At 65.6% G+C, this 19,658-nt stretch carries 15 protein-coding genes; 5 read left to right on the top strand and 10 right to left on the bottom strand.

The genetic code is table 11. The features are described from left to right. Positions 1 to 86: 86 nt before the first annotated feature. A complete protein-coding gene (locus MTBLM5_RS14195; RefSeq protein ID WP_173976736.1) occupies positions 87 to 2,186 on the top strand; it encodes a hypothetical protein in 2,100 nt (699 codons plus the stop codon). Between the two features lie 28 nt (positions 2,187 to 2,214). On the opposite strand, the gene MTBLM5_RS14200 is transcribed toward MTBLM5_RS14195, so the two are convergent. The 6 genes from MTBLM5_RS14200 to asnB form a co-directional block, all read right to left on the bottom strand. After that, entirely contained in the window at positions 2,215 to 3,732 is a 1,518-nt protein-coding gene (locus MTBLM5_RS14200; RefSeq protein WP_173976737.1) for a B12-binding domain-containing radical SAM protein, read from the bottom strand. Between the two features lie 122 nt (positions 3,733 to 3,854). Further along, positions 3,855 to 4,937: a lysylphosphatidylglycerol synthase transmembrane domain-containing protein gene (locus MTBLM5_RS14205; protein ID WP_256367179.1), complete on the bottom strand. Its 1,083-nt coding sequence runs from the start codon at positions 4,935 to 4,937 to the stop codon at positions 3,855 to 3,857. After that, positions 4,826 to 5,755, bottom strand: coding sequence for a hypothetical protein (locus MTBLM5_RS14210; RefSeq protein ID WP_217425036.1), 930 nt, complete (start codon positions 5,753 to 5,755; stop codon positions 4,826 to 4,828). The genes MTBLM5_RS14205 and MTBLM5_RS14210 overlap by 112 nt, the downstream gene beginning before the upstream one ends. Before the next feature lie 10 nt (positions 5,756 to 5,765). After that, positions 5,766 to 7,310 (bottom strand): MBOAT family protein, encoded by a 1,545-nt coding sequence (locus tag MTBLM5_RS14215; RefSeq protein WP_173976740.1) that lies wholly within the window; start codon positions 7,308 to 7,310, stop codon positions 5,766 to 5,768. Between the two features lie 21 nt (positions 7,311 to 7,331). Further along, positions 7,332 to 8,306, bottom strand: a complete 975-nt coding sequence (locus tag MTBLM5_RS14220; RefSeq protein ID WP_173976741.1) for a glycosyltransferase family 2 protein — start codon at positions 8,304 to 8,306, stop codon at positions 7,332 to 7,334. Between the two features lie 112 nt (positions 8,307 to 8,418). Then, a complete protein-coding gene (asnB, locus tag MTBLM5_RS14225; protein WP_173976742.1) occupies positions 8,419 to 10,167 on the bottom strand; it encodes an asparagine synthase (glutamine-hydrolyzing) in 1,749 nt (582 codons plus the stop codon). A gap of 68 nt (positions 10,168 to 10,235) precedes the next feature. On the opposite strand from asnB, the gene MTBLM5_RS14230 reads away from it, so the two are divergent. The 4 genes from MTBLM5_RS14230 to MTBLM5_RS14245 are packed head-to-tail and all read left to right on the top strand — an operon-like array spanning position 10,236 to position 15,696. Next, positions 10,236 to 12,392 carry a bi-domain-containing oxidoreductase gene (locus MTBLM5_RS14230; RefSeq protein WP_173976743.1) on the top strand — a complete coding sequence of 719 codons (2,157 nt, stop codon included), beginning with the start codon at positions 10,236 to 10,238 and terminating at the stop codon, positions 12,390 to 12,392. A gap of 9 nt (positions 12,393 to 12,401) precedes the next feature. After that, positions 12,402 to 13,391 (top strand): glycosyltransferase family 4 protein, encoded by a 990-nt coding sequence (locus tag MTBLM5_RS14235; RefSeq protein ID WP_173976744.1) that lies wholly within the window; start codon positions 12,402 to 12,404, stop codon positions 13,389 to 13,391. After that, positions 13,388 to 14,302: an NAD-dependent epimerase/dehydratase family protein gene (locus tag MTBLM5_RS14240; protein ID WP_173976745.1), complete on the top strand. Its 915-nt coding sequence runs from the start codon at positions 13,388 to 13,390 to the stop codon at positions 14,300 to 14,302. Before MTBLM5_RS14235 ends, MTBLM5_RS14240 begins: the two co-directional genes overlap by 4 nt. Next, a complete protein-coding gene (locus MTBLM5_RS14245) occupies positions 14,299 to 15,696 on the top strand; it encodes a mannose-1-phosphate guanylyltransferase/mannose-6-phosphate isomerase (RefSeq protein ID WP_173976746.1) in 1,398 nt (465 codons plus the stop codon). Before MTBLM5_RS14240 ends, MTBLM5_RS14245 begins: the two co-directional genes overlap by 4 nt. On the opposite strand, the gene MTBLM5_RS14250 is transcribed toward MTBLM5_RS14245, so the two are convergent. Genes MTBLM5_RS14250 through MTBLM5_RS14265 form a run of 4 tightly spaced genes read right to left on the bottom strand, consistent with a single transcriptional unit; the run spans position 15,675 to position 19,649 of the window. Then, a complete protein-coding gene (locus tag MTBLM5_RS14250) occupies positions 15,675 to 16,235 on the bottom strand; it encodes an NUDIX hydrolase (protein WP_173976747.1) in 561 nt (186 codons plus the stop codon). The two genes, MTBLM5_RS14245 and MTBLM5_RS14250, sit on opposite strands and share 22 nt — an antisense overlap. Further along, positions 16,235 to 17,239, bottom strand: a complete 1,005-nt coding sequence (locus MTBLM5_RS14255) for a kinase (RefSeq protein ID WP_173976748.1) — start codon at positions 17,237 to 17,239, stop codon at positions 16,235 to 16,237. The genes MTBLM5_RS14250 and MTBLM5_RS14255 overlap by 1 nt, the downstream gene beginning before the upstream one ends. After that, positions 17,236 to 18,720, bottom strand: a complete 1,485-nt coding sequence (locus tag MTBLM5_RS14260) for a B12-binding domain-containing radical SAM protein (RefSeq protein WP_173976749.1) — start codon at positions 18,718 to 18,720, stop codon at positions 17,236 to 17,238. Before MTBLM5_RS14260 ends, MTBLM5_RS14255 begins: the two co-directional genes overlap by 4 nt. Further along, positions 18,717 to 19,649, bottom strand: a complete 933-nt coding sequence (locus tag MTBLM5_RS14265; protein WP_254431058.1) for a GDP-L-fucose synthase — start codon at positions 19,647 to 19,649, stop codon at positions 18,717 to 18,719. Before MTBLM5_RS14265 ends, MTBLM5_RS14260 begins: the two co-directional genes overlap by 4 nt. Between the last annotated feature and the right edge of the window lie 9 nt (positions 19,650 to 19,658).

The following is a 19,658-nucleotide window of genomic DNA, read 5'->3' on the forward strand; positions in this document are numbered from 1 at the left end:
GCCCTGGCCGCCGATACGGCATGAAGGCCGGTATGTTCCCCACCCTTCCCACGACCTCTTACGGTCTAACGCTTGCGGCTGTCGCCTTGGTAGCTCTGGCGCTGACCTTCGCCGGACTGTTCCGTCACCCGCCGGCCGAGCCGTCCCGACAAGGCGCGCGTGCCCTGATGATCGGCTGGACCGCCCTGGTGAGCCTGGAATTCTGGATATTCGGACCATCCTCTTATCTTGCCACCTATGCCGATCTGGATTTCACCCCGCTGGTGCAGACCTATCTGGTCGCCCAGCATCCGGGCGGACAGTTCGCCCATGCCTTCGCCGGCGGAAACGATGTCGCCGCCCTGGGCTTGTTCACCGGGCAGTATGTGGCGCTCGACCGCTTGCTGCTGTCCGCGCTGCCCCTGTGGGCGACAAGCGCGATCTTACGCATCGCCCAGGAAGGGGTGGCCCTGGTCGGCATGTACCTGCTCGCGCGCCGATCGTTGGGCGCCGACCGGCTGATGGCACTGGCCGCGGCGGCGGTCTACACCCTGAGCAACCAGTATTTCGTCAAGCTGACCTGGGTTCACGGCCTGGGATTTGCCCTGATCCCGCTGTTGATCCACGTGGCGGTGGGACGCTCGGCGCGCAAGAACTATTGGCCGCCGCTCGTTGGAATCGGCCTGCTGCACGCCATTTCCAGCACGCCCACCCACAGCGGAATGGCGGCCTTCGGCGCCCTGGTCCTGTCACTCGCAATCGTGCCACGCTGCCGGCCACTGAAAAGCATGATGGGGATCGGCGCCCTGGGCGGCCTGCTGATCCTGAATTGGCACGAATCCCTTTGGGCCAAGGCGCAACTGTCGCCCTACGCCTTCCGCTCGGCGGAAACCGTTCTCGCTCTCGCCCCGGTCGACACTCTGGTTCACGCGACGATTCAGATCACCGACCTTGCCGACCACCGTATCGCCTGCCTCTGGGTGAGCCTAGCCGCGCTCGGGCTGGCCCGGTCGCCACGTTGGCGAAGGATGGCGGTGGTGCTGCTGATCAGCGCCGTCGGCGGGCTGGTCATCCAGAACCTGCCTTGGGCCAACTTGGGAAAGCTGAAGCCGCTGGCCAGCCTCAACTGGGACCGGGTCCGGCTGTCCCTGGACGTCCTGGCCCTGATGACCGTCTGCCTTGGAGCCGCCGCCCTGGCGGCTGCCGGCCGTCGACGCGCCAGCCATGCCGTATTTGCCGCCGTCGGCGGATTGGCCGTCGCCAACCTGGTTTGGTGCAAGGCCTATAATCTCAGCACCTGGATCAGCCTGGGCGGTCTGGCCAACGACGTCGCCGGGCTGGAAAATGTTGCCGCCATCCGGTTGCCCACCGCCGAACCGGTTCGGGTCGTGACCTTGCCCTACCGCATGCCGAACAACCTGGCCGCCGCCGCCGGGTTAAGCAGTTTCGACGGAATGTTCAACCTGAACCTGACCAACTATTCGTATTTCTGGCTGCATGCCGTCCTGAAGCATCCCGGCGACGCTGAATCCAGCTATATCACGCTGGAGACTGCGGCGTTGGACATGAAGTGTTGCGCAAGCATCGACCTGACTGTGCATGCCGATCTGTCCATGCTGCGCTTGGTCAATGTCGGCTATGTCCTGAGCGCCCTGCCGTTGACAGGGGCCGATGTCCGGCAGGTCTGGGGACCGCCGCCGGACCAGGACCTTCCCAGTCGCCGCACCGATCCCGTCCGCCAGCGCGTCATCGGCTATCTGCGCGAAATGGTGTCGGCTCCGCGGATTCGGGTCTATGCCATCGGCAATCCAGCGCCTCGGCTGTATCCCGCGCGCCGTGCCGTCGTCAGTCCCGAGAACGATCGTCATCCCGAATTCTACGAACTGGTCCGCCAGCACGGCCCAGACGGCGGCATCGTCGCCCCCCAGGACACCCTGGCCAGCCTGCGGCCGACCAATAGCCTGTCGGTGGCGCGGTTCGATCTGATTACGGACGGAATTGTCGCCCAGGTCGATGCCCCGGATGGTGGCGTGGTCGTCGTGTCGATTCCGTTCTCGCCGTACTGGAGCGCCAAGGCCGACGGAAGTCCGGCGGTTCTCCAGCCGGTCAACGGCTCACAGATGGCCGCGGCCATTCCGGCCGGCACCCGTTCGGTCGAACTTCGCTATCATCGACCCATGCTGCGGGAAAAACTGGGGCTCCACTGAAGCCCCAGCTCTCGATCCGGTCCCGAGATTACGACGCGGCGTCCGTCGCGGCGGTCGCCACCGAAGCGGTCTTGTTGCGCCGCTTCTGCTTCTGGCCGCTGAAGAAGTAGTAATAGACCGCCCGCCAAGCCGCCTTGATCCAGCTGACCGGATCGGACGGCTGCGCACCCCGGAAAATCCGGAAGCTCAGCAGATACGTATTGAAGATGGAACCGATGAAATTATAGACGCTGGTGATCGGCAAACTGGCCAGTGGCTTCAGTAGCGGCTGCATGAAGTCCGGAAGATTGCAGAAGATCGGCCCAAGATATACCAGGTTGACCTGAATCCGGCGCTCGATCGGGGTGTAGTTGGTCAGGACGGACTCGTTTCTATACGTATTGTTATAGTCGAAATCGTCCGGAAGAACATTCTTCAGCTTGGCGTATTCGGTCAGTTCCGTCTTCGGGAACGGGCAGAACACGCTGAAGGTCGTCGCCGTCGGCGCCGCCTTGCGAGCAAAGCTGATCGAGGTGAAATCGTCTTCCAACGTCGTCCCGGGCAGCCCCAGCATGGTGTTGGAATGGGTGTAGATGCCGTATTTGCGCGACACCTCGTAGGCGTCCAGCATCACCTTGTCCGGCATGTTGCGCTTGAGCACGGTCATCCGGGCCTCAAGAACCCCGGTCTCGATGGACATCGACACCGAACAGCAGCCGGCCTTCTTCAACAGCCGGCCGACATCGTCGGTCAACCCGTCGGCGCGGATCAGGCAATAAAACGGCAGACCGATCTCCGCCGAATAGCGTTCGGCGAATTCTTCCAGCCAGGCATCGGCGCGAATCGCGAACACGTCGTCGGAAAAGCGAATGAACCGCAATTCCGGATAGGTCTCACGGACATGCTTGATTTCGGCCAGCAGGTGATCCACCGACCGGCGGACGAACAGCTTGCGGCCGTCGCCCTTGAACATGCGGTTGAAAGCATGGTTGAAGCAATAGGTGCACTTGTAGGGGCAGCCCCGCTGGGTCTGGAACGACCGGATGCCGACGCGCTGCAGGTTGGGATCGAAGTCATAGATCAGCGAGCGGTCGAGGAACGGCAGCGAGTCCAAATCCTCGATCACTTCCTTGATCAAGGTGTCGGTCGAGGATTGCAACACGTTGGGGATGCCGGAAAAATCCTGCCCGGCTTCGATCCGGTCCAAAATCGCCGGCAAGGCGTTGTCGCCATGCCCGACGACAATGGCGTCGAGGCCCATCTTGTCGAGGACTTCCGGGAAATAGGTCGGATGCGGCCCCCCCATGACGCGCCAGACCTTGCGCCCGGTTTGGCGCATATAGTCCTTCACCTCATTGTCGCCATCGATGAAGAACTGCTCGTTGGCGGTAATCGTCGAATAGCCGATCACGTCGGGTTCGAACTCGCGCAACGCCTCTTCCATCGGCTGGCGGGTCAGGACGCATAGCCGCGTCTGGTGGCCCTTGCGCTTGGCAATCGCCGACAACAGCATGACGCCCAAGGGCTCGGAATAGAACAGGTGGGATGTGACGAAGAGTATTTTCATGGGGGCGGAGTATTGCATGGCAGCGAACCACAAATCCACCACATCCTGTGTGGGGTCATCGCGGCGGTGGGCCGCCGGAAACTGCTGAAATTTGCGTCAACCGGCTTTGCAGCACGACCATCTCAAGGGCCGCCCGGCCCGGATTGCTCGGGACGCGGCAACAGCACGAGCGAAATCAGGGCCAGCCCCCCCGAGGCCGCCAGAAACAGGGCATGCATCAGAACGCTCGTGGCAAAGGCCAGTTCCGCCGGCACGCCGGCCAGCACCGCCGTCGCGGTCCACGCCCCCTGTATCGGGCCGAAACTGGCCAGCCCATTGATGGGTAGCACGAAGGCCAGAACCGCGGCGCAGCCGCAAAACATCGTCACCATCGGGTGCTGGTCGGCGCCAAGGGCGATGGCGCACCAATGGAAGAAGGTGAAATTGACCGCGAACGTCAGCAGGCTGACCAGATACAGAACCCACAATCCGCGACGCCGATCGACGCCGCTCAGGATGCCGCACAGCGGCCGATCCAGGCGGGCCATCCATGGACGCTCGGCAAATGACGCCACCAGGCGGTGCAGGGCGGCCACCACGCGCGGCAACAACAACGCCGCCAAGGTGGCGCCGATGGCCAGCGCCACCGCGGCCGGAACCAACGGGTCCAATGCCGGGATCATCGGCCCCAGCCAGGCGGTGGCGACGCCGCCGAAGAATAGCACCGCCAGCAGATCGTACCCGCGCAGGGCCAGCAACAGCCCGGCCGAATGCCAGGTGTCGATGCCCAGCCGCCGCAGCAGCAACGGCAAGGCCAGCTCCCCCGACCGCATCGGTGCGACCGAGGCGATGAAATTATGCAGCACCGAAATGGCCAGCAGCGGCGGAGTCGGCGGACGCCGGACAACGATAGCCAGGCGTATTCCGCGCAGCAGGCTGATCACCGGCACCAACAACGCTGCCGCCGCCAACCACCCCGGTCGGGCGGCGGCGAGGTACCCACCCATGGCGCCAACATCGACCTTCGCGGCGATCAGGGCGGTCATACCGGCGGTGATAACCACCGCTACGACCAACCGCAGCCAGACGTTCCGGCTCAACGATCCCGGGGCCTTCACGGTGCCACCTCGCCCAAGACGGCGGCAACCAGTCGGCGACCGACCTCGGGTTTGTAATGGAACGGATCGGCTGCATAAAAACCGTTCCGGTCTGACAGGTCCGACCACGACAGATCCTTCGAGCCCGGGAAGTATCGCGCCACATCGGCACGGAACCGCAGGAAATCCTGCCAGGCCGGCAAGGATTGCAGCAGGTGATAGATCACCGGTGTCAGCGGATTGATGAACACCTTGACGGTAACGCCGCGCGCTTGCAGGCGCTCGACAGTTTCCGCCAGGCGGGCCAACCGCCATTCGGCGTAACGGACGTTGCGGTAATGGCGGGCCCGCAACATGGCCAAGGTCGCCCGGTCGTCGATCTGCGCCCCCGGCGCGTCGTCGGCCTTCACCCGGTTACCGGCGGGAACGGCCACGCCCGGCGGTTCGCCCTTGACCACGGCCCGCCACAGCGTGTCCAGGCTCGCGATGGCGGCCGAACCGCTGAGCAGGTAGCTGGCGACCGCCTGTCCCCCGCGCGCGGCAAAGGCGCCCCGGCTGGCCGGAAAGCCCTGTTCGTTCATCATGTAAAAATCAAGCCCGATCAGAACCAACCGCGTCTGGCCCGCGTAGCTGTCGAGAAAGTCCGCGATCTCCTCGGGCACCGCCGAGGCAAACGACGCGTTGAGGAAGCGCCAGCTTGCCGGCAGCGTCGCCGGGTCGATGATGGCAGTCTTGCTCGAACCGATGATCAGGGCGTCATGGCGACCCAGTCGGGCCAGATGCGGCTTGGCGTCGCGCTCGGTGGACGCGTAAAGCCCCCACGGCGCGCGGCCCAGCCGTCCGAACGGATCGACCACGGCCGTCAGCACCGCGGCCGCCGCGCATACCGCGGCAGTGACCGACAGGGCGATCCGCAGGTAACCGGCGGAAGAGGGAGTCTGCATCACCGCGACCTGCTCAGAAATTGAAGTAGATGAATTCGCTGACCTGCGACATTCCCAGGATTCCCACTGCCAGAATCAAGCCGACCGCCACCGCCCAGGATGGAATCGGCCGCCACCGCCAGGAATCATGGCGCGGTTCTCCGGCAATCTCGGGCACGATCCGCTGGGTGTTGGGCATCCGCCAGCAAATCAGCAGCAGCAGCGCGGCAAGCCCGGACGTCTCGATCGGCGTGGTCACGATCTGCTCGCTAAACACCGTGCCGAATTCTACACCGTGCGCCTCCAGCCAGCCAGCTCCAGGCAGGTCGGCCAGCCGGCGCGGCAGCCGCAACTGGTCCAGCCCGGCCATCGCCGACAGGACACGCCCCGCCGAAACCACCGAGTCGGCCCGGAAAAACACCCAGGCCACCATCACCGCCACGAAGGTCAAGGTGCCGGCAACCAGCCGCCCGCCGGCTCCGGGCAGCAGGCGGCGCCCCATCCGGTCCTGCAGCCCATGCCAGGCATGGTTGACCATCAGATAGATTCCGTGCAGCCCGCCCCAGACCACGAAGGTCCAGTTGGCCCCATGCCACAACCCGCCCAGCAGCATGGTCAGCATCAGATTGACGTGGCGCCGGGCGCTGCCCCGGCGGTTGCCGCCCAATGGAAAATACAGGTAGTCGCGCAAGAAGCGCGACAGGGTCATATGCCAGCGCCGCCAAAAATCGATGATCGACAACGCTTGGTACGGCGAATTGAAGTTCAACGGAAACCGGACACCGATCATCCGGGCCAGCCCCACGGCCATGTCCGAATAGCCGGAGAAATCGAAATAAATCTGCAGGGTGTAACACAGCGCCCCCAGCCAAGCGTCGGCCAGGGTCAGCGCCGTCCCGTCCCGTGCGGCGTCGAACACCGCGCTGGCGGTGGGTGCCACATGGTCGGCCAGCCCCACCTTCTTGAACAGACCGATGGTGAAGACCGTCAGGCCGACCGCCAGGTCGTGTGGCCGTATCCGATAGGTTTCCGGCTCGGCGAACTGCGGCATCATGTCTTTGTGGTGCAGGATCGGGCCGGCGATCAGATGCGGGAAATAGGTGACGAACAGGCCGTAATGCAGGGGATTGGCCTCGCAAACCTGACGACGGTAGGCATCGATCAAGAAGGCGGTCTGGGTGAAGGTGAAGAACGATATGCCCAACGGCAGCTCGATGCCGGCGACCTGAGCGCGCATGTCGACCAGCGGCACCAAGCTGTCGGCCAGAAATGCGGCGTACTTGAAATAAGCCAGGGCCGTCAGGTTGACGCCTATTCCCGCCGTCAGCCACAGCCGCCGCAAGGCCGGCGAATCGACCGCGGCGAACAGGGCCAGGCGGCGGCCGATCAGGAAGTTGACGGCGATGGACAGCGTCAGGATGGGCAGATTGCGCCAGTCCCACCAGGCATAAAACAGCACCGAGACGACCAGAAGCCACGTTTCGGCGGCGACGGTGCGGCCGGCCCGCCCCAGGGCGAAGAACACCGCCAGCGTCAGCGGCAGGAAAAGGAAGAGAAACTCGAATGAGTTGAACAGCATCGCGCCGTCCGCCGTGTCGTCTCAGTTGCCGCCGGATGGTTCATTTCGGCTGGTCTCCGCCACCAGACAGGCGGGATCGACAAGTTCACCCTTGGCGACGATCAACTCGGCCAACATGCCGAAACAGACCAATTGCACGGCGATCACCCCGGTCATGACCCCGAAAGACAGCAGCGGCCGGTGCCCGATGGCGCTGTCGGTGAACAACCAAACGCCGGTCAACCACGTCAGAGCCGCGGCGCTGACCAAGCCCAACGCCACACCAATACCGCCAAACAAATGGCCCGGCCTGGTCGAGTAGCGGGTCAGCGCCACCACGGTCAGCAAATCCAGCAGACCGCGGACATAGCGTTCCAGCCCGTATTTGGAGATACCAAAGCGACGGGGATGGTGCTGAACGGGAATCTCGCCGATCCGGAAGCCCTGGGCGTGGGCCAGAACCGGAATATAACGGTGCAGCTCGCCATACAGCCGAATGTTGCGCACTACGCCGGCCCGGTAAGCCTTGAAACCGCAATTGAAGTCCCGCAGCCTTACGCCGGACACCTTCGACGTTACCGCGTTGAACAGTCGCGACGGCAAGGTCTTGTCCAGCGGGTCCTGACGGCGCTCCTTCCAGCCGGACACAAGGTCGTAGCCTTCATCGAGCTTGTCGAGAAAACGCGGGATCTCCTGCGGGTCATCTTGCAGATCGGCGTCCATCGTCACGATCGTCCGGCCGCGCGCCGCCCGGAACCCAACCGACAGAGCCATCGCCTTGCCGAAATTGCGCCGCATCCGAATGGCGCGCACGGCGCCATCCTCGGCAGCCAGACGGGTCATCTCGTCCCAGCTGCCGTCATGGCTGCCATCGTCGATAAACAGGATTTCCCAGGTTCGGCCGGACAACGGCTGCAGACTCGCACGCACCCCCGCCACCAGCGCGGCCAGCGTCTCGCGTTCGTTATAAGCGGGAACGACGATACTGATATCCAGAGTGTCGCTGCTGTCGGTCACGCCACCTCCATGCCCTGAGAAAAGCGAGCCACCGCGGGACCGCTGCCTGAGACACAAGTGCTACGATGGAGGGGGTGCTGGCAAGCAAAAACCGTGGCCGGACCAGGCACCATCAGGCGGTAAACGCACCATAGACCCTGGCCGCCCATCCCTTCAGCGTCCGCTCGCCCAGCCATTGCGCGATCGGCACGAAGAAACCGCTCTTGGGACGGGTCAGAACCGCCTGGGGCAGCGCCGGGACCGAGCAGGCCGCCATGTCCTGCTTGTCAGGGCGGTGGGTGTTTCCCGCCAGGGCGACAACCGTCCGGAACAGCTCGACATCCACCAAGGGCACGCGAATTTCCAGCGAGTGGGCCATGCCTGCCCAGTCGGCATCGCGCAGAAGCTGGTTGCGCATGTAAAAACCCATTTCCAGGGCGGACACCTTCCGGCGATCTCCCGCGATGTCCGCCGCCGCCGCCAGGGCGGCACGGGCCTGCAGGTCCCGCCAGCCGATCCTGGCCATTTCCGGATCCATCACCCCGGCCAGTTCCCACGGCATGTGCAAACCGCGCCGCAATAAATAGGCGTCGCCGAAACTGGTCCCATATTCCAGTAGACCGGCGGCTTTGGGCGAGGCAAACCGCCCGATCCACGGTGCGGTCATCCGTCGCACCAGCCGGCCCAGTCCAGAAACATGGCGCAATGGCGCCATCGTTGCGACCAGCCGGGGAAGCTGGCGAAAGGAATCATACCCCCCGAACAGCTCGTCGCCGCCCAGTCCCGACAACGCAACCTTCAGACCGCATTCCCGTGCCGCCCTCGCCACGAACCACGTGTTCACCCCATCGACCGATGGCTGATCCATGTCGGCGATGATGCGCTCGCGATTGGCGGCAAAATCGGCGGCGGTGATATGGATGGTGCGATGGCGGGTGCCGTAATGGGCGGCGATGCGTTCGGCCAGCGGTGTCTCGTCACGGGGTCCACCGGCAAATTCCTGAAAACCCAATGTCACGGTATGTGGCAACGTGTCCGTCAACTCACGGGTACAGGCGGCCAGGGTCGCCGAATCCAGGCCCGACGACAGAAAGACTCCGACCGGCACGTCGGCTTCCAGGTGGTGACGAACGCTGTCCAGTAAGGCTTCGCGCAGATTGGCCCCGGCCATTGCGGCCGGGCACCGCAATTCCTCGCGCAAATCGAAGAACTGCCCGTGCCGGCGTGTGCCGTCGGACCCGGCCCACATCCATGATCCCGCGGCCAAGGGCTTGATGCGGTCATACAGGGTGTGGGGTTCCGGAACGTGGCCCCACAGGAAGAAGCCGACATGGCCGGCCGGATCAGGGCGGGTATCGACCGCCCCTCCGGCCAGCAGCGCCTTGACCTGGGACGCCGCCCGCAGGGTATGTCCGTCGTCGGCGACGTAAAGCGGCTTGATCCCAAAGGGATCGCGGGCCAACAGCATCCCCTGCCGGGCTTCGTCCCACAAAGCGATGGCGAACATGCCGCGCAGACGCTTCAGCATGGCGATGCCGTCGCGGCGATACAGCGCCAGGATCACCTCGGTATCGGTGTGCGAGCGGAATCCGACACCCTCGGCCTCCAACTCGGCCCGCAAGGCCCGGTAATTGTAGATCTCGCCGTTGAAAACGATGCGAATGCCGCCGCAGGTGCTGACCATCGGCTGAGCGCCCGCCGGCGACAAGTCGATGATGGCCAGACGACGATGCGCCAACCCGACCCGACCGTCCGCCGACAGCCACAGGCCCTGGCCGTCAGGACCGCGCGCCGTCATGGCGTCACGAATCCGTACCAGCTCGGCGGCATCCACGGGATGGGAAGCGCCGGTTCCGGCGAGAATTGCGGCTAGGCCACACATGGATTCGGTCTTTCCCAAAGGCCAAGGATCGCCGTATATAGCCCTGGGTTCAGGCCAGGGGCAATCCTATGAAGCAGGTCATCCAAAGTGCGCGGTCCGGCAAACTGGCCCTGACCGAGGTTCCCGAGCCGCGGGTGCGGTCGGGCGCGGTGCTGGTGCGCACGCGAGCGTCGCTGATTTCCGCCGGCACCGAGCGGATGGTCATCGACTTCGCCAAGAAAAGCCTGGCCGGCAAGGCCAAGGAACGCCCCGACCTGGTGCGCAAGGTCGTCGACAAGGCCAAGCGCGATGGCGTGCTGGCCACCTTCAAGGCGGTGATGGCCCGCCTGGACGAACCGCTGCCGCTGGGCTATTCCGCCGCCGGCGAGGTGGTGGCCGTCGGCGCCGGCTGCGAAGGCCTGTTCCAGGTCGGCCAGCGCGTCGCCATGGCCGGGGCCGGGCTGGCCAACCATGCCGAGCTGAACGTGGTGCCGCGCAATCTGGTCGCCCCCATCCCCGACGGCATCTCGGACGAGGAAGCCTGCTTCGGCACCGTCGCCGCCATCGCCATGGCCGGATTGCGCAATCTGGCGCCGCAGCTGGGCGACGTCGTCGCCGTGCTGGGCGTCGGCCTGGTCGGCCAGATCGCCCAGCAATTGGCGACCCTGGCCGGGGTGCGCGTCATCGCCATCGACGTCAATGCCGCCCGGCTGGAGCTGGCGCGCCGCACCGGGGCCGAGCTGGCCTGGAAACTGGGCGAGCCCGGCCTGGCCGAGGCGGTCGCCGCCCTGACCGGCGGCCTGGGCTGCGATGGTATCCTGGTCTGCGCCGCCACCGAGTCGTCGGAACCGCTGGAACTGGCCGCCGAGCTGGCTCGCGACCGGGCGAAAGTGGTGATGGTCGGCAAGACCGGCACCGAGTTCCCCTACGCCGCCTTCATGAAGAAGGAATTGCAGCTGATGGTGTCGCGGTCCTATGGACCGGGGCGCTATGACGAGGATTTCGAAGGCCGCGGCCTGAAATATCCGGCCGGCTGGGTCCGCTGGACCGAGGCCGAGAACCTGAAGGAATGCGTGCGGCTGATGAGCCCGGCCCTGACCCGCCGTTTGGATGTCGGCGCCCTGATCACCCACCGCTTCCCCTTCGAGCGCGCCGAAGACGCCTATCAATTGGTCACCGGCGGGGCCGAGCCCCACCTGGGCGTCATCCTTCATTACGAAGAGCAAACAAAAGCCGCCGCGCCGTCCTTCCCGGCGCCCCGCGCGGCGGCCGGCGGCTGCACCCTGGGCGTGGTCGGCGCCGGCAATTTCGCCCGCACCGTGCTGCTGCCGGAATTCAAGCGCCTGCCCGGCGTCAGCTTCCACACCATCTGCACCACCCGCGGCCAGACCGCCGAGCATGCCCGCACCGCCTTCGGCTTCGCCAAGGCCACCACCGACCTGAATGCGCTGCTGGCCGACCCCGCCATCAACGGCGTGCTGGTGGCCACCCGCCATTCCAACCATGCCGAGCTGACGGCGCGCTGTCTGGCCGCCGGCAAGTCGGTGATCGTCGAAAAGCCGCTGGCCTTGGATCGCGCCCAATTGAATCAGGTGATCACCGCCCGCCAGGACTCGGCCGGCTTCTTCCTGGTCGGCTTCAACCGCCGCTTCGCGCCGCTGACCGTCAAGGCCCGCGCCCTGCTGGCCCGCCACCACGGGCCGAAGATGCTGGTGCTTCGGGTCAATGCCGGGGCGCTGCCGGCGGAAAGCTGGGTCAATGCCGCCGAGGAAGGCGGCGGGCGCATTCTGGGCGAGGTCTGCCATTTCATCGATCTGGCCCGCGCCCTGGTCGGCAGCCCGATCGCCACCGTCCAGGCCGATGCCGCCCGGGTCACCCATGGCGGCTGCGACGACCTGACCGTCACCTTGGCCTTCAAGGACGGCTCGCTGGCCACCATCATCTATACCGCCCAGGGCGATTCGTCCTATTCCAAGGAACGCTTCGAGTGTTTCGCTGGCGGAACTGTTCTGGTGATCGACAATTTCCTGACCCTGACGGTGACCGAGAACGGCAAGACCCGCACCGAAAAGGCCGGACTGGGCCAGGACAAGGGCCACCGTGCCGAGCTGGAAGCCTTCGCCGCGGCGGTCGCGGCCGGGGGCCCGGCCCCGGTCGACGAGGCCGAGCTGATCGAGACCAGCCTGGCCACCATCGCCGTGCTTGAGTCGCTGGCCCGGGGTCAGCGCGTCTCGCTGGCGGAGTAAGGCTCGGTGATGGCGCAGGCCTGGCCCTGGCTGGTGGTGGCCGGCGCCGCGACCCTGGTCGCCGGCCGGGCCGTGCTGTCCTGGCTGAAGCGGCGTCAGATCCTTGATTTGCCCAACGAACGGTCCAGCCACACCCTGCCGACCCCGCGCGGCGGCGGCCTGGCCACCAGCCCGGTGATGGCGGCGCTGCTGCTGCTGATGGGATGGCAGGCACAGCATTCCTTGGCCCTGGCCTTGGGCGCGGGCACCGTGATCCTGCTGGCGGTGTCGTGGATCGACGATCGGCGCGGCCTGCCGCCCGGCCCGCGTTTCCTGGTCCAGGCGGCCATGGTCGGGCTGGGCCTGACCACGCTGGATAGCGGGGTGATCAGCCCCGCCCTGCCCGTCTGGGCCGATGCGCTGCTGGCCGGGCTGGGCTGGCTGTGGTTCGTCAATCTGTACAATTTCATGGACGGGATCGACGGGATCACCGGAATCGAAACGATGTCGCTGGGCGGCGGCATCGCCATCGTCGCCGGTCTGGCCGGCGCCGACCCGGTGGTGGGGACCGCCGCCTTGACCGTCGCGGTGATCGGCGGAACCTTCCTGCATTTCAACTGGCACCCGGCCCGGATGTTCCTGGGCGATTCCGGCAGCGTGCCGTTCGGCTTCGTGCTGGGCGGGCTGTTGGCCGCCCTGGCTGTTGATGGCCAGCTGGCCGCCGCCCTGATCCTGCCGGCCTATTATGTCGCCGACGCCACCATCACCCTGACCCGCCGGGCCCTCAGGGGCGAGAAGGTGTGGCAGGCCCACCGCCTGCACTTCTATCAGCGCGCCGTCCAGGGCGGCAAACGCCACGATCAGGTGGCCGCTGTCATCGGTGCCGCCAATATCGTGCTGATCGCCGCCGCCACCTTGGCCGCCATCGGTCTGACCTGGGCCGGCATCGCCATCGCCATCGGGGTGGTCGCCGCCCTGCTGGCCTTGCTGCATCGTTGGTCGAAGGGAGCCCCGGCATGAAAATCCTGGTCACCGGCGCGAGCGGCTTCGTCGGCGGTCCGGTCTGCCGCGCCTTGATGGCGCGCGGCCATCGGGTGGTCGCCGCCAGCCGCCGCGACCTGCCGGGGCTGGAGGTGGTCCCTATCGGCGAGCTTGGCCCCGACACCGACTGGCGTCCGGCGCTTGATGGTGTCGAGGCGGTGGTCCACCTGGCCGCCCGCGCCCATGTCATGCAGGAAACCGAGACCGATCCGCTGGCGCTGTTTCGCCGGATCAATCGCGACGCCACCCTGGCCCTGGCCCGACAGGCCGCTGCCGCCGGGGTGCAGCACCTCCTGTTCGTCAGCTCCATCAAGGTCAATGGCGAGGCAACCCCGCCCGATCGCCCCTATCGCGCCGACGATGCCCCTGCCCCGCTCGACGCTTACGGCATCGCCAAGGCCGAGGCCGAGCAAGGCTTGCGCGCCATGGACGGGCCGATGGCCCTGACCATCTTGCGTCCGCCGCTGATCCACGGCCCCGGCGCCAAGGGCAATCTGGCCACGTTGCTGAAGGTGTTGAACACCGGCCTGCCCTTGCCGCTGGGCGGGCTGACCAACCGCCGCTCGCTGGTCGGCATCGACAATCTGGCCGATGCGTTGGCTTTCCTGCTGGAACGCCGGGCCGGCGGCACCTTCCTGATCCGCGACGGCGAAGACGTTTCGACATCGCAATTACTGCGCCTGCTGGGCGACGGCTTGGGCCGACCGGCCCGCTTGATGCCGCTGCCCGCCTTCCTCTTTCGGCTGCTCGGCCGATCTGGCACCATCAGGCGCCTGACCGGATCGCTGGTGGTCGATGATTCGCCCCTCAGGGCGTTGGGATGGACCCCGCCCTTGTCCCTGAAGGACGGCTTGGCCCGCATGACGTCGGCTTGGAGAAACGCCCGATGACCCTGGTTCCCGTGATCCTGTCCGGTGGTGCCGGCACCCGCCTGTGGCCGCTGTCACGCGAGATGATGCCCAAGCAGATGCTGAAGCTGCTGTCCGAGCGCACGCTGCTGCAGGAAACCGCGCTCAGGGCCGACGCCGCCCCCATCGTGGTGTGCAATCAGGAACACCGCTTCATCGTCGCCGAGCAATTGCGCGAGATCGGCATCGAGCCCAAGGCCATCGTCATCGAGCCGTGCGGCCGCAATACCGCGCCGGCCGTCGCCGTCGCCGCCCTGCTGGCCGCCGACCAGCCGGACGCGCTTCTGCTGGTGATGCCGTCGGACCATCTGGTGCGCGATGTCGCCGCCTTTCAGGCGGCCATCGCCAAGGCCATGCCGCTGGCGAAGGCCGGCCATCTGGTAACCTTCGGAATCGCGCCGACCGAGCCCAATACCGGTTACGGCTATATCCAGCGGGGCGAGGCGGTGATGGACGGCTTCGCCGTCCGCCGCTTCGTCGAAAAGCCCGACCGCGCCACCGCCGAGACCTATCTGGCCGAGGGCACCTATGCCTGGAACAGCGGCATCTTCCTGTTCCCCGCCCGCTTGTACCTGGAAGAACTGGCCCGCCTGCGCCCCGGCATGATCCAAGGCTGCCGCGACGCGCTGGAGCAAGGTGCGACCGACCTGTTCTTCTTCCGCCTGGCCGAAGGCCCGTTCGCCACCCTTTCCGGCGAAAGCATCGATTACGCGGTGATGGAACAGACCGCCCGTGCCGCCATGGTTCCGGTCGAGATGGGCTGGTCGGACATCGGCTCGTGGTCGTCGCTGTGGCAGGAAAGCCAGCCCGACGACAACGGCAACGTCACCATCGGCGACGTCATCACCACCGGCACCGAAGGCTGCTATCTGCGCAGCGACGACCGCCTGCTGACCACCATCGGCGTCAAGGATCTGGTGGTGGTCGCCACCGACGACGCCGTTCTGGTCGCCGACAAGACCCATGACCAGGACGTCAAGAAGATCGTCGAGGCCCTGAAGGCCAAGAACCGGTCCGAGGCCACCCATGGCAGCCGCGCCTGGCGCCCCTGGGGCTGGTTCCAGAATCTCGATGACGGCCATCGCTTTCGGGTCAAGCACATCCAGGTCAATCCCGGGGCGAAGCTGTCCCTGCAGAAGCATTGGCACCGGTCCGAGCATTGGGTGGTGGTGACCGGCACCGCCCTGGTGACCTGCGGCGAGCAGACCTTCACCCTGCGCGAGAACGAATCGACCTTCATTCCGGCCGGCACCCCGCACCGGCTGGAGAATCCCGGCCGGCTGCCGCTTCGGATGATCGAGGTCCAGTCGGGGGAATATGTCGGCGAGGACGATATCGTCCGCCTGGAAGACGCCTACGGCCGGACCGAGAAATAGCGGTGGCAGGCGATGGCGGTCGAGGCATCCTCGATCTCGCCGCTGGCCAACATGCGCAATAGATCGTCACGCTTGACGGTGACCGGCTGTCCCAGTCCCGGTTCCTCGTCGCGCGCGACCATCGCCGGCCGACATCCGAGGGCGGCGAACAGCGCCCCCTTGGCACGGATGGTGCTGGCTTCGGGATAAAAGAAACCCAGCGCCACCAGATCGGCCGGGTCGCAGGTCAGGCCCGCTTCTTCTTCCAGCTCGCGCAGGGCCGCCACTTCGGCGCTCTCGCCGGCATCGACGAAGCCGCGCGGCAATTCCCACAGCCAGGCATCGACCGCATGGCGGTAATTGCGCAGCAGCACGAACCCGTCGGCGGTCACCGGCAGCACCGACACGCCGCCGATCCCGTCGGGCCGCAGACCCTTGGGAACCATGGTCAGGTAATTGGGAACCTCGACAGCTTCGGCGGCGATATGGTCGAAATCGACCCGCCACACCCGGTTCTCGCAGGCAGGCCTGCGGCCCAGCAGCCGGACCGGCCGCTCCATCAGCGGTGTTCCAGTCCGTTCGGTTCGTAGACCACGATCTTGCTGCCGGCATAATCGATATCGAAACGAACCTCGATCAGCGGGTGCAACGCCTCGCGCACCGCCTGTTGGCGGTCAGGCTCGACATAGAACAAGACGAAGCCGCCGCCGCCGGCGCCCAACAGCTTGCCGCCGATGGCGCCGGCATCGCGGCCGGCCTTATAAATGCGATCGATGTCGTCGGAACTGACCGAATCGGCCAGGCCGCGCTTCAGACACCAGCTTTCATGCAGCAGGCGGCCGATGTCGGACAGGTCGCGGTCGGGATCGCCCAGGATGGTCTGGGCCTGATCGACCATCGCCACCATCTGGGTGATGTCGGCGGCGCGCTTTTCCAGGTTGGCAATCTTCTTGCCGGCCACTTCCGTCGCGAAGCGCGACAGGCCGGTGAAGAACAACATGAAATGGCCCAGCAGATCGCGACGGCGCTCCGGCGCCATCACCAGCGGCACCACCGAAAAATTGCCGTCGGTGAAGAAGTCGACACGGTTCATGCCGCCATAGGCTGCCCAGATCTGATCCTGCGAGCCGACATTCTCGCCGATCACCTGCTGCTCGATGCGGATCGCCTCGCGGGCCAGGAAATTCTGCGACACCATCCGGCCCTTCTGCGCATAAAGCGCCTTCAGCAGCCCGACGGTGAAGGACGACGACGAGCCCAGGCCGGATCGGGCCGGCAGATCGCCGTCATGATGGATCTCGACGCCGTAATCGACCCCGGTCTCGGCCAGCACGGCGCGCACCGCCGGATGCTGAATCTCGCTGATCTCCTTGACCGTTTCGACCTTGGAATAAACCACCCGATGGCGATGTTCGAAGAATTGCGGCAAGGCCCGAAGCGAGATATAGCAATATTTGTCGATGGCAAAGCCCAGGACCGAGCCGCCATGGTTCAAGTACCATTGCGGATAGTCGGAACCGCCGCCGAACAGGGAAATACGAAAGGGGGTGCGGCTGATGATCATGCGCCTTCCTCTTCCAACAGCTTGCGCCGCAGGCGATGGACCGCCATCTCCTCGATGTGACGGCGGGTGTCCCAGCCGAAGCGCTGGGTCACCATGTCCAGATAGCGCGGATTGGCAAAATATTCGTGAAAGCCGTCGTCGCGGAACTTCAGGACCTGGGCGGCCGAGGCATGCTCGGTCGGCAAGGGCTGGCAATCAAAGGAATGCTGCGAGAAGCCCGACCAGGCCGACGGCAGCTCCCAGCCTTGCGCCACCGCCATGGCATAGAGCTGCGAACCGGGATAGGCCATGGCCGAATAGAAATTGGCGAACTCGCAATTGACTTCCTTGGCCAGCTCCAGGGTCTCGCGCATGGTTTCCACACTGTCGTCGGGCAGGCCGAAGATGTAATTGCCGATGACGTTGATGCCGGCCTTCTGGATATCGCGGACCACGGCGACGATGTCTTCGTATTTCAGCCGCTTGTCCGAGCCGTCGCGAACATGTTTCGACCCCGATTCAATCCCCAGCGCCAGCCAGCGGATGCCGGCCTTGCGCAATTTCTCCAGCATGTGCGGCTTGACGGTATCGACGCGCGAATAGGCCCAGAAATTCAGCTGGTCGGAATAGCCCAGCGCGATCAGGCCGTCGCAGATGGCGAAGACGTGGCGTTCGTTCAGCACGAACATCTCGTCGATGATCTTGAAGGTCTTGATCCCGTAGGTGCGGTACAGATGATCGATCTCGGCCACCACCGCTTCCGGCTTGCGCATGCGATAGCGGTTGGCGTCGAAGGGCGCGTTGATGCAGCAGAAGCTGCACTTATAGGGGCAACCCAGCGAGGTGTAGATCGAGGCATAGGGCTGGCGCGCCCCCAGATCGCCGAAACATTGCCAATTATGGGCGCGGTAACGCCCCATCGGCAGCATGTCCCAGACATTGCCGTGCAGGTCGGCATCCAGGTCGCTGATCAAGGTGGCGCTGGGATTGATGCGGACCTCGTCCTCGTCCCACCACACCAGGCCCTCGACCGCCGCCAGGTCGGGTTCGTCGGCCTGTAATTGGGCGACCAGTTGAAGCACGGTCACCGGCCCCTCGCCCTTGCAGGCGAAATCCACCGGCTCCTCGCGCAGGGTCCGCTCGGGCAGGGCCGAGACATGGCCGCCGACGATCAGGATCGGAATGTCGGGCAGCACCTCCTTGATGGCCCGGCAGCCCTCGGCGGCGCCGACCATCATCTGGGTCGAAGCCGACGGCTGATGGCCGAACACCACCATGCCGACCAGGGTCGGGGCAAGCTCGGCGACCCGTTCGGCCACATGCTGCGGCCCCCAGCCCTCGGCTTCCGAATCGATGATCGCCACACTCAGACCGCGATCGCGGACGTAACCGGCGATCAGGCGGCACCACAAGGGCGGCTCGATGGCGGTCAGCTCGTTGCCCAGCTGCTGATAGACGCGCTCGCGCCCGCCCGGATTGATCAACACGACATCAATGGTCATGGCAGCACCCCGCGGACCCATTCCAATGTTTCCCGCAAGCCATCGGACAAAGCGATGCGCGGGCGCCAGCCCATGGCCAGCAGACGGCCGGCATCGAGCTGCTTCCTGGGCATGCCGTCGGGCTTGGTCAAGTCGAATTGCAGTTCGCTGTCGTAGCCGGCGATGGCGCACACCTTTTCGGTCAGCTCGCGGATCGACACATCCTCGCCGGCACCGATATTGATGATGTCGTCGTCGGAATAGCGCTCCATCAGGAACACCATGGCGTCGGCGGCATCATCGACATGCAGGAATTCGCGGCGCGGACTGCCGGTGCCCCACACGACCACCGGGGCGCGGGCCGCCTGGGCCTCGAGGACCTTGCGCAGGGTCGCCGGCACCACATGGCTGGCCGCCGGGTCCAGATTATCGCCGGGACCGTACAGGTTGGTCGGCACCACCGAGATGAAATCGCGGCCGTACTGGCGCCGATAGCCCTTGGCCATGGCGATGGCGCCCAGTTTGGCCATGGCATAGCCCTCGTTGGTGGGCTCCAGTGGGCCGGTCATCATCGCGGTTTCCGGGATCGGCTGCTCGCAAATGCGGGGGAAAACGCAGGCCGAGCCCAGAAACATCAGCTTGGCCACCCCGGTCAAATGGGCGCCATGGATGATGTTGGTGGCGATGGCACTGTTGTCGAAGAAGAACTCGCCGGGCCGGGCCGCGTTGGCCTGGATGCCGCCGACCCGGGCGGCGGCGATGAACACCGCGTCCGGCCGGTTGGCTTCCATCCACGCCTCGACCTCGGCTTGCCGGCGCAGATCCAGGCTGGCCTTGTCCACCGTCAGGATTTGGCAATCGACGGCAGCCAGACGCCGCACCAGGGCTTGGCCGACCATTCCCTTATGGCCGGCCACCCACACCCGCTTTCCGGCAAGCTCGAAGGTCAAGGGCTTGGT

The organism is Magnetospirillum sp. LM-5, assembly GCF_902729445.1.
Classification (GTDB): Bacteria; Pseudomonadota; Alphaproteobacteria; order Rhodospirillales; family Magnetospirillaceae; genus Magnetospirillum.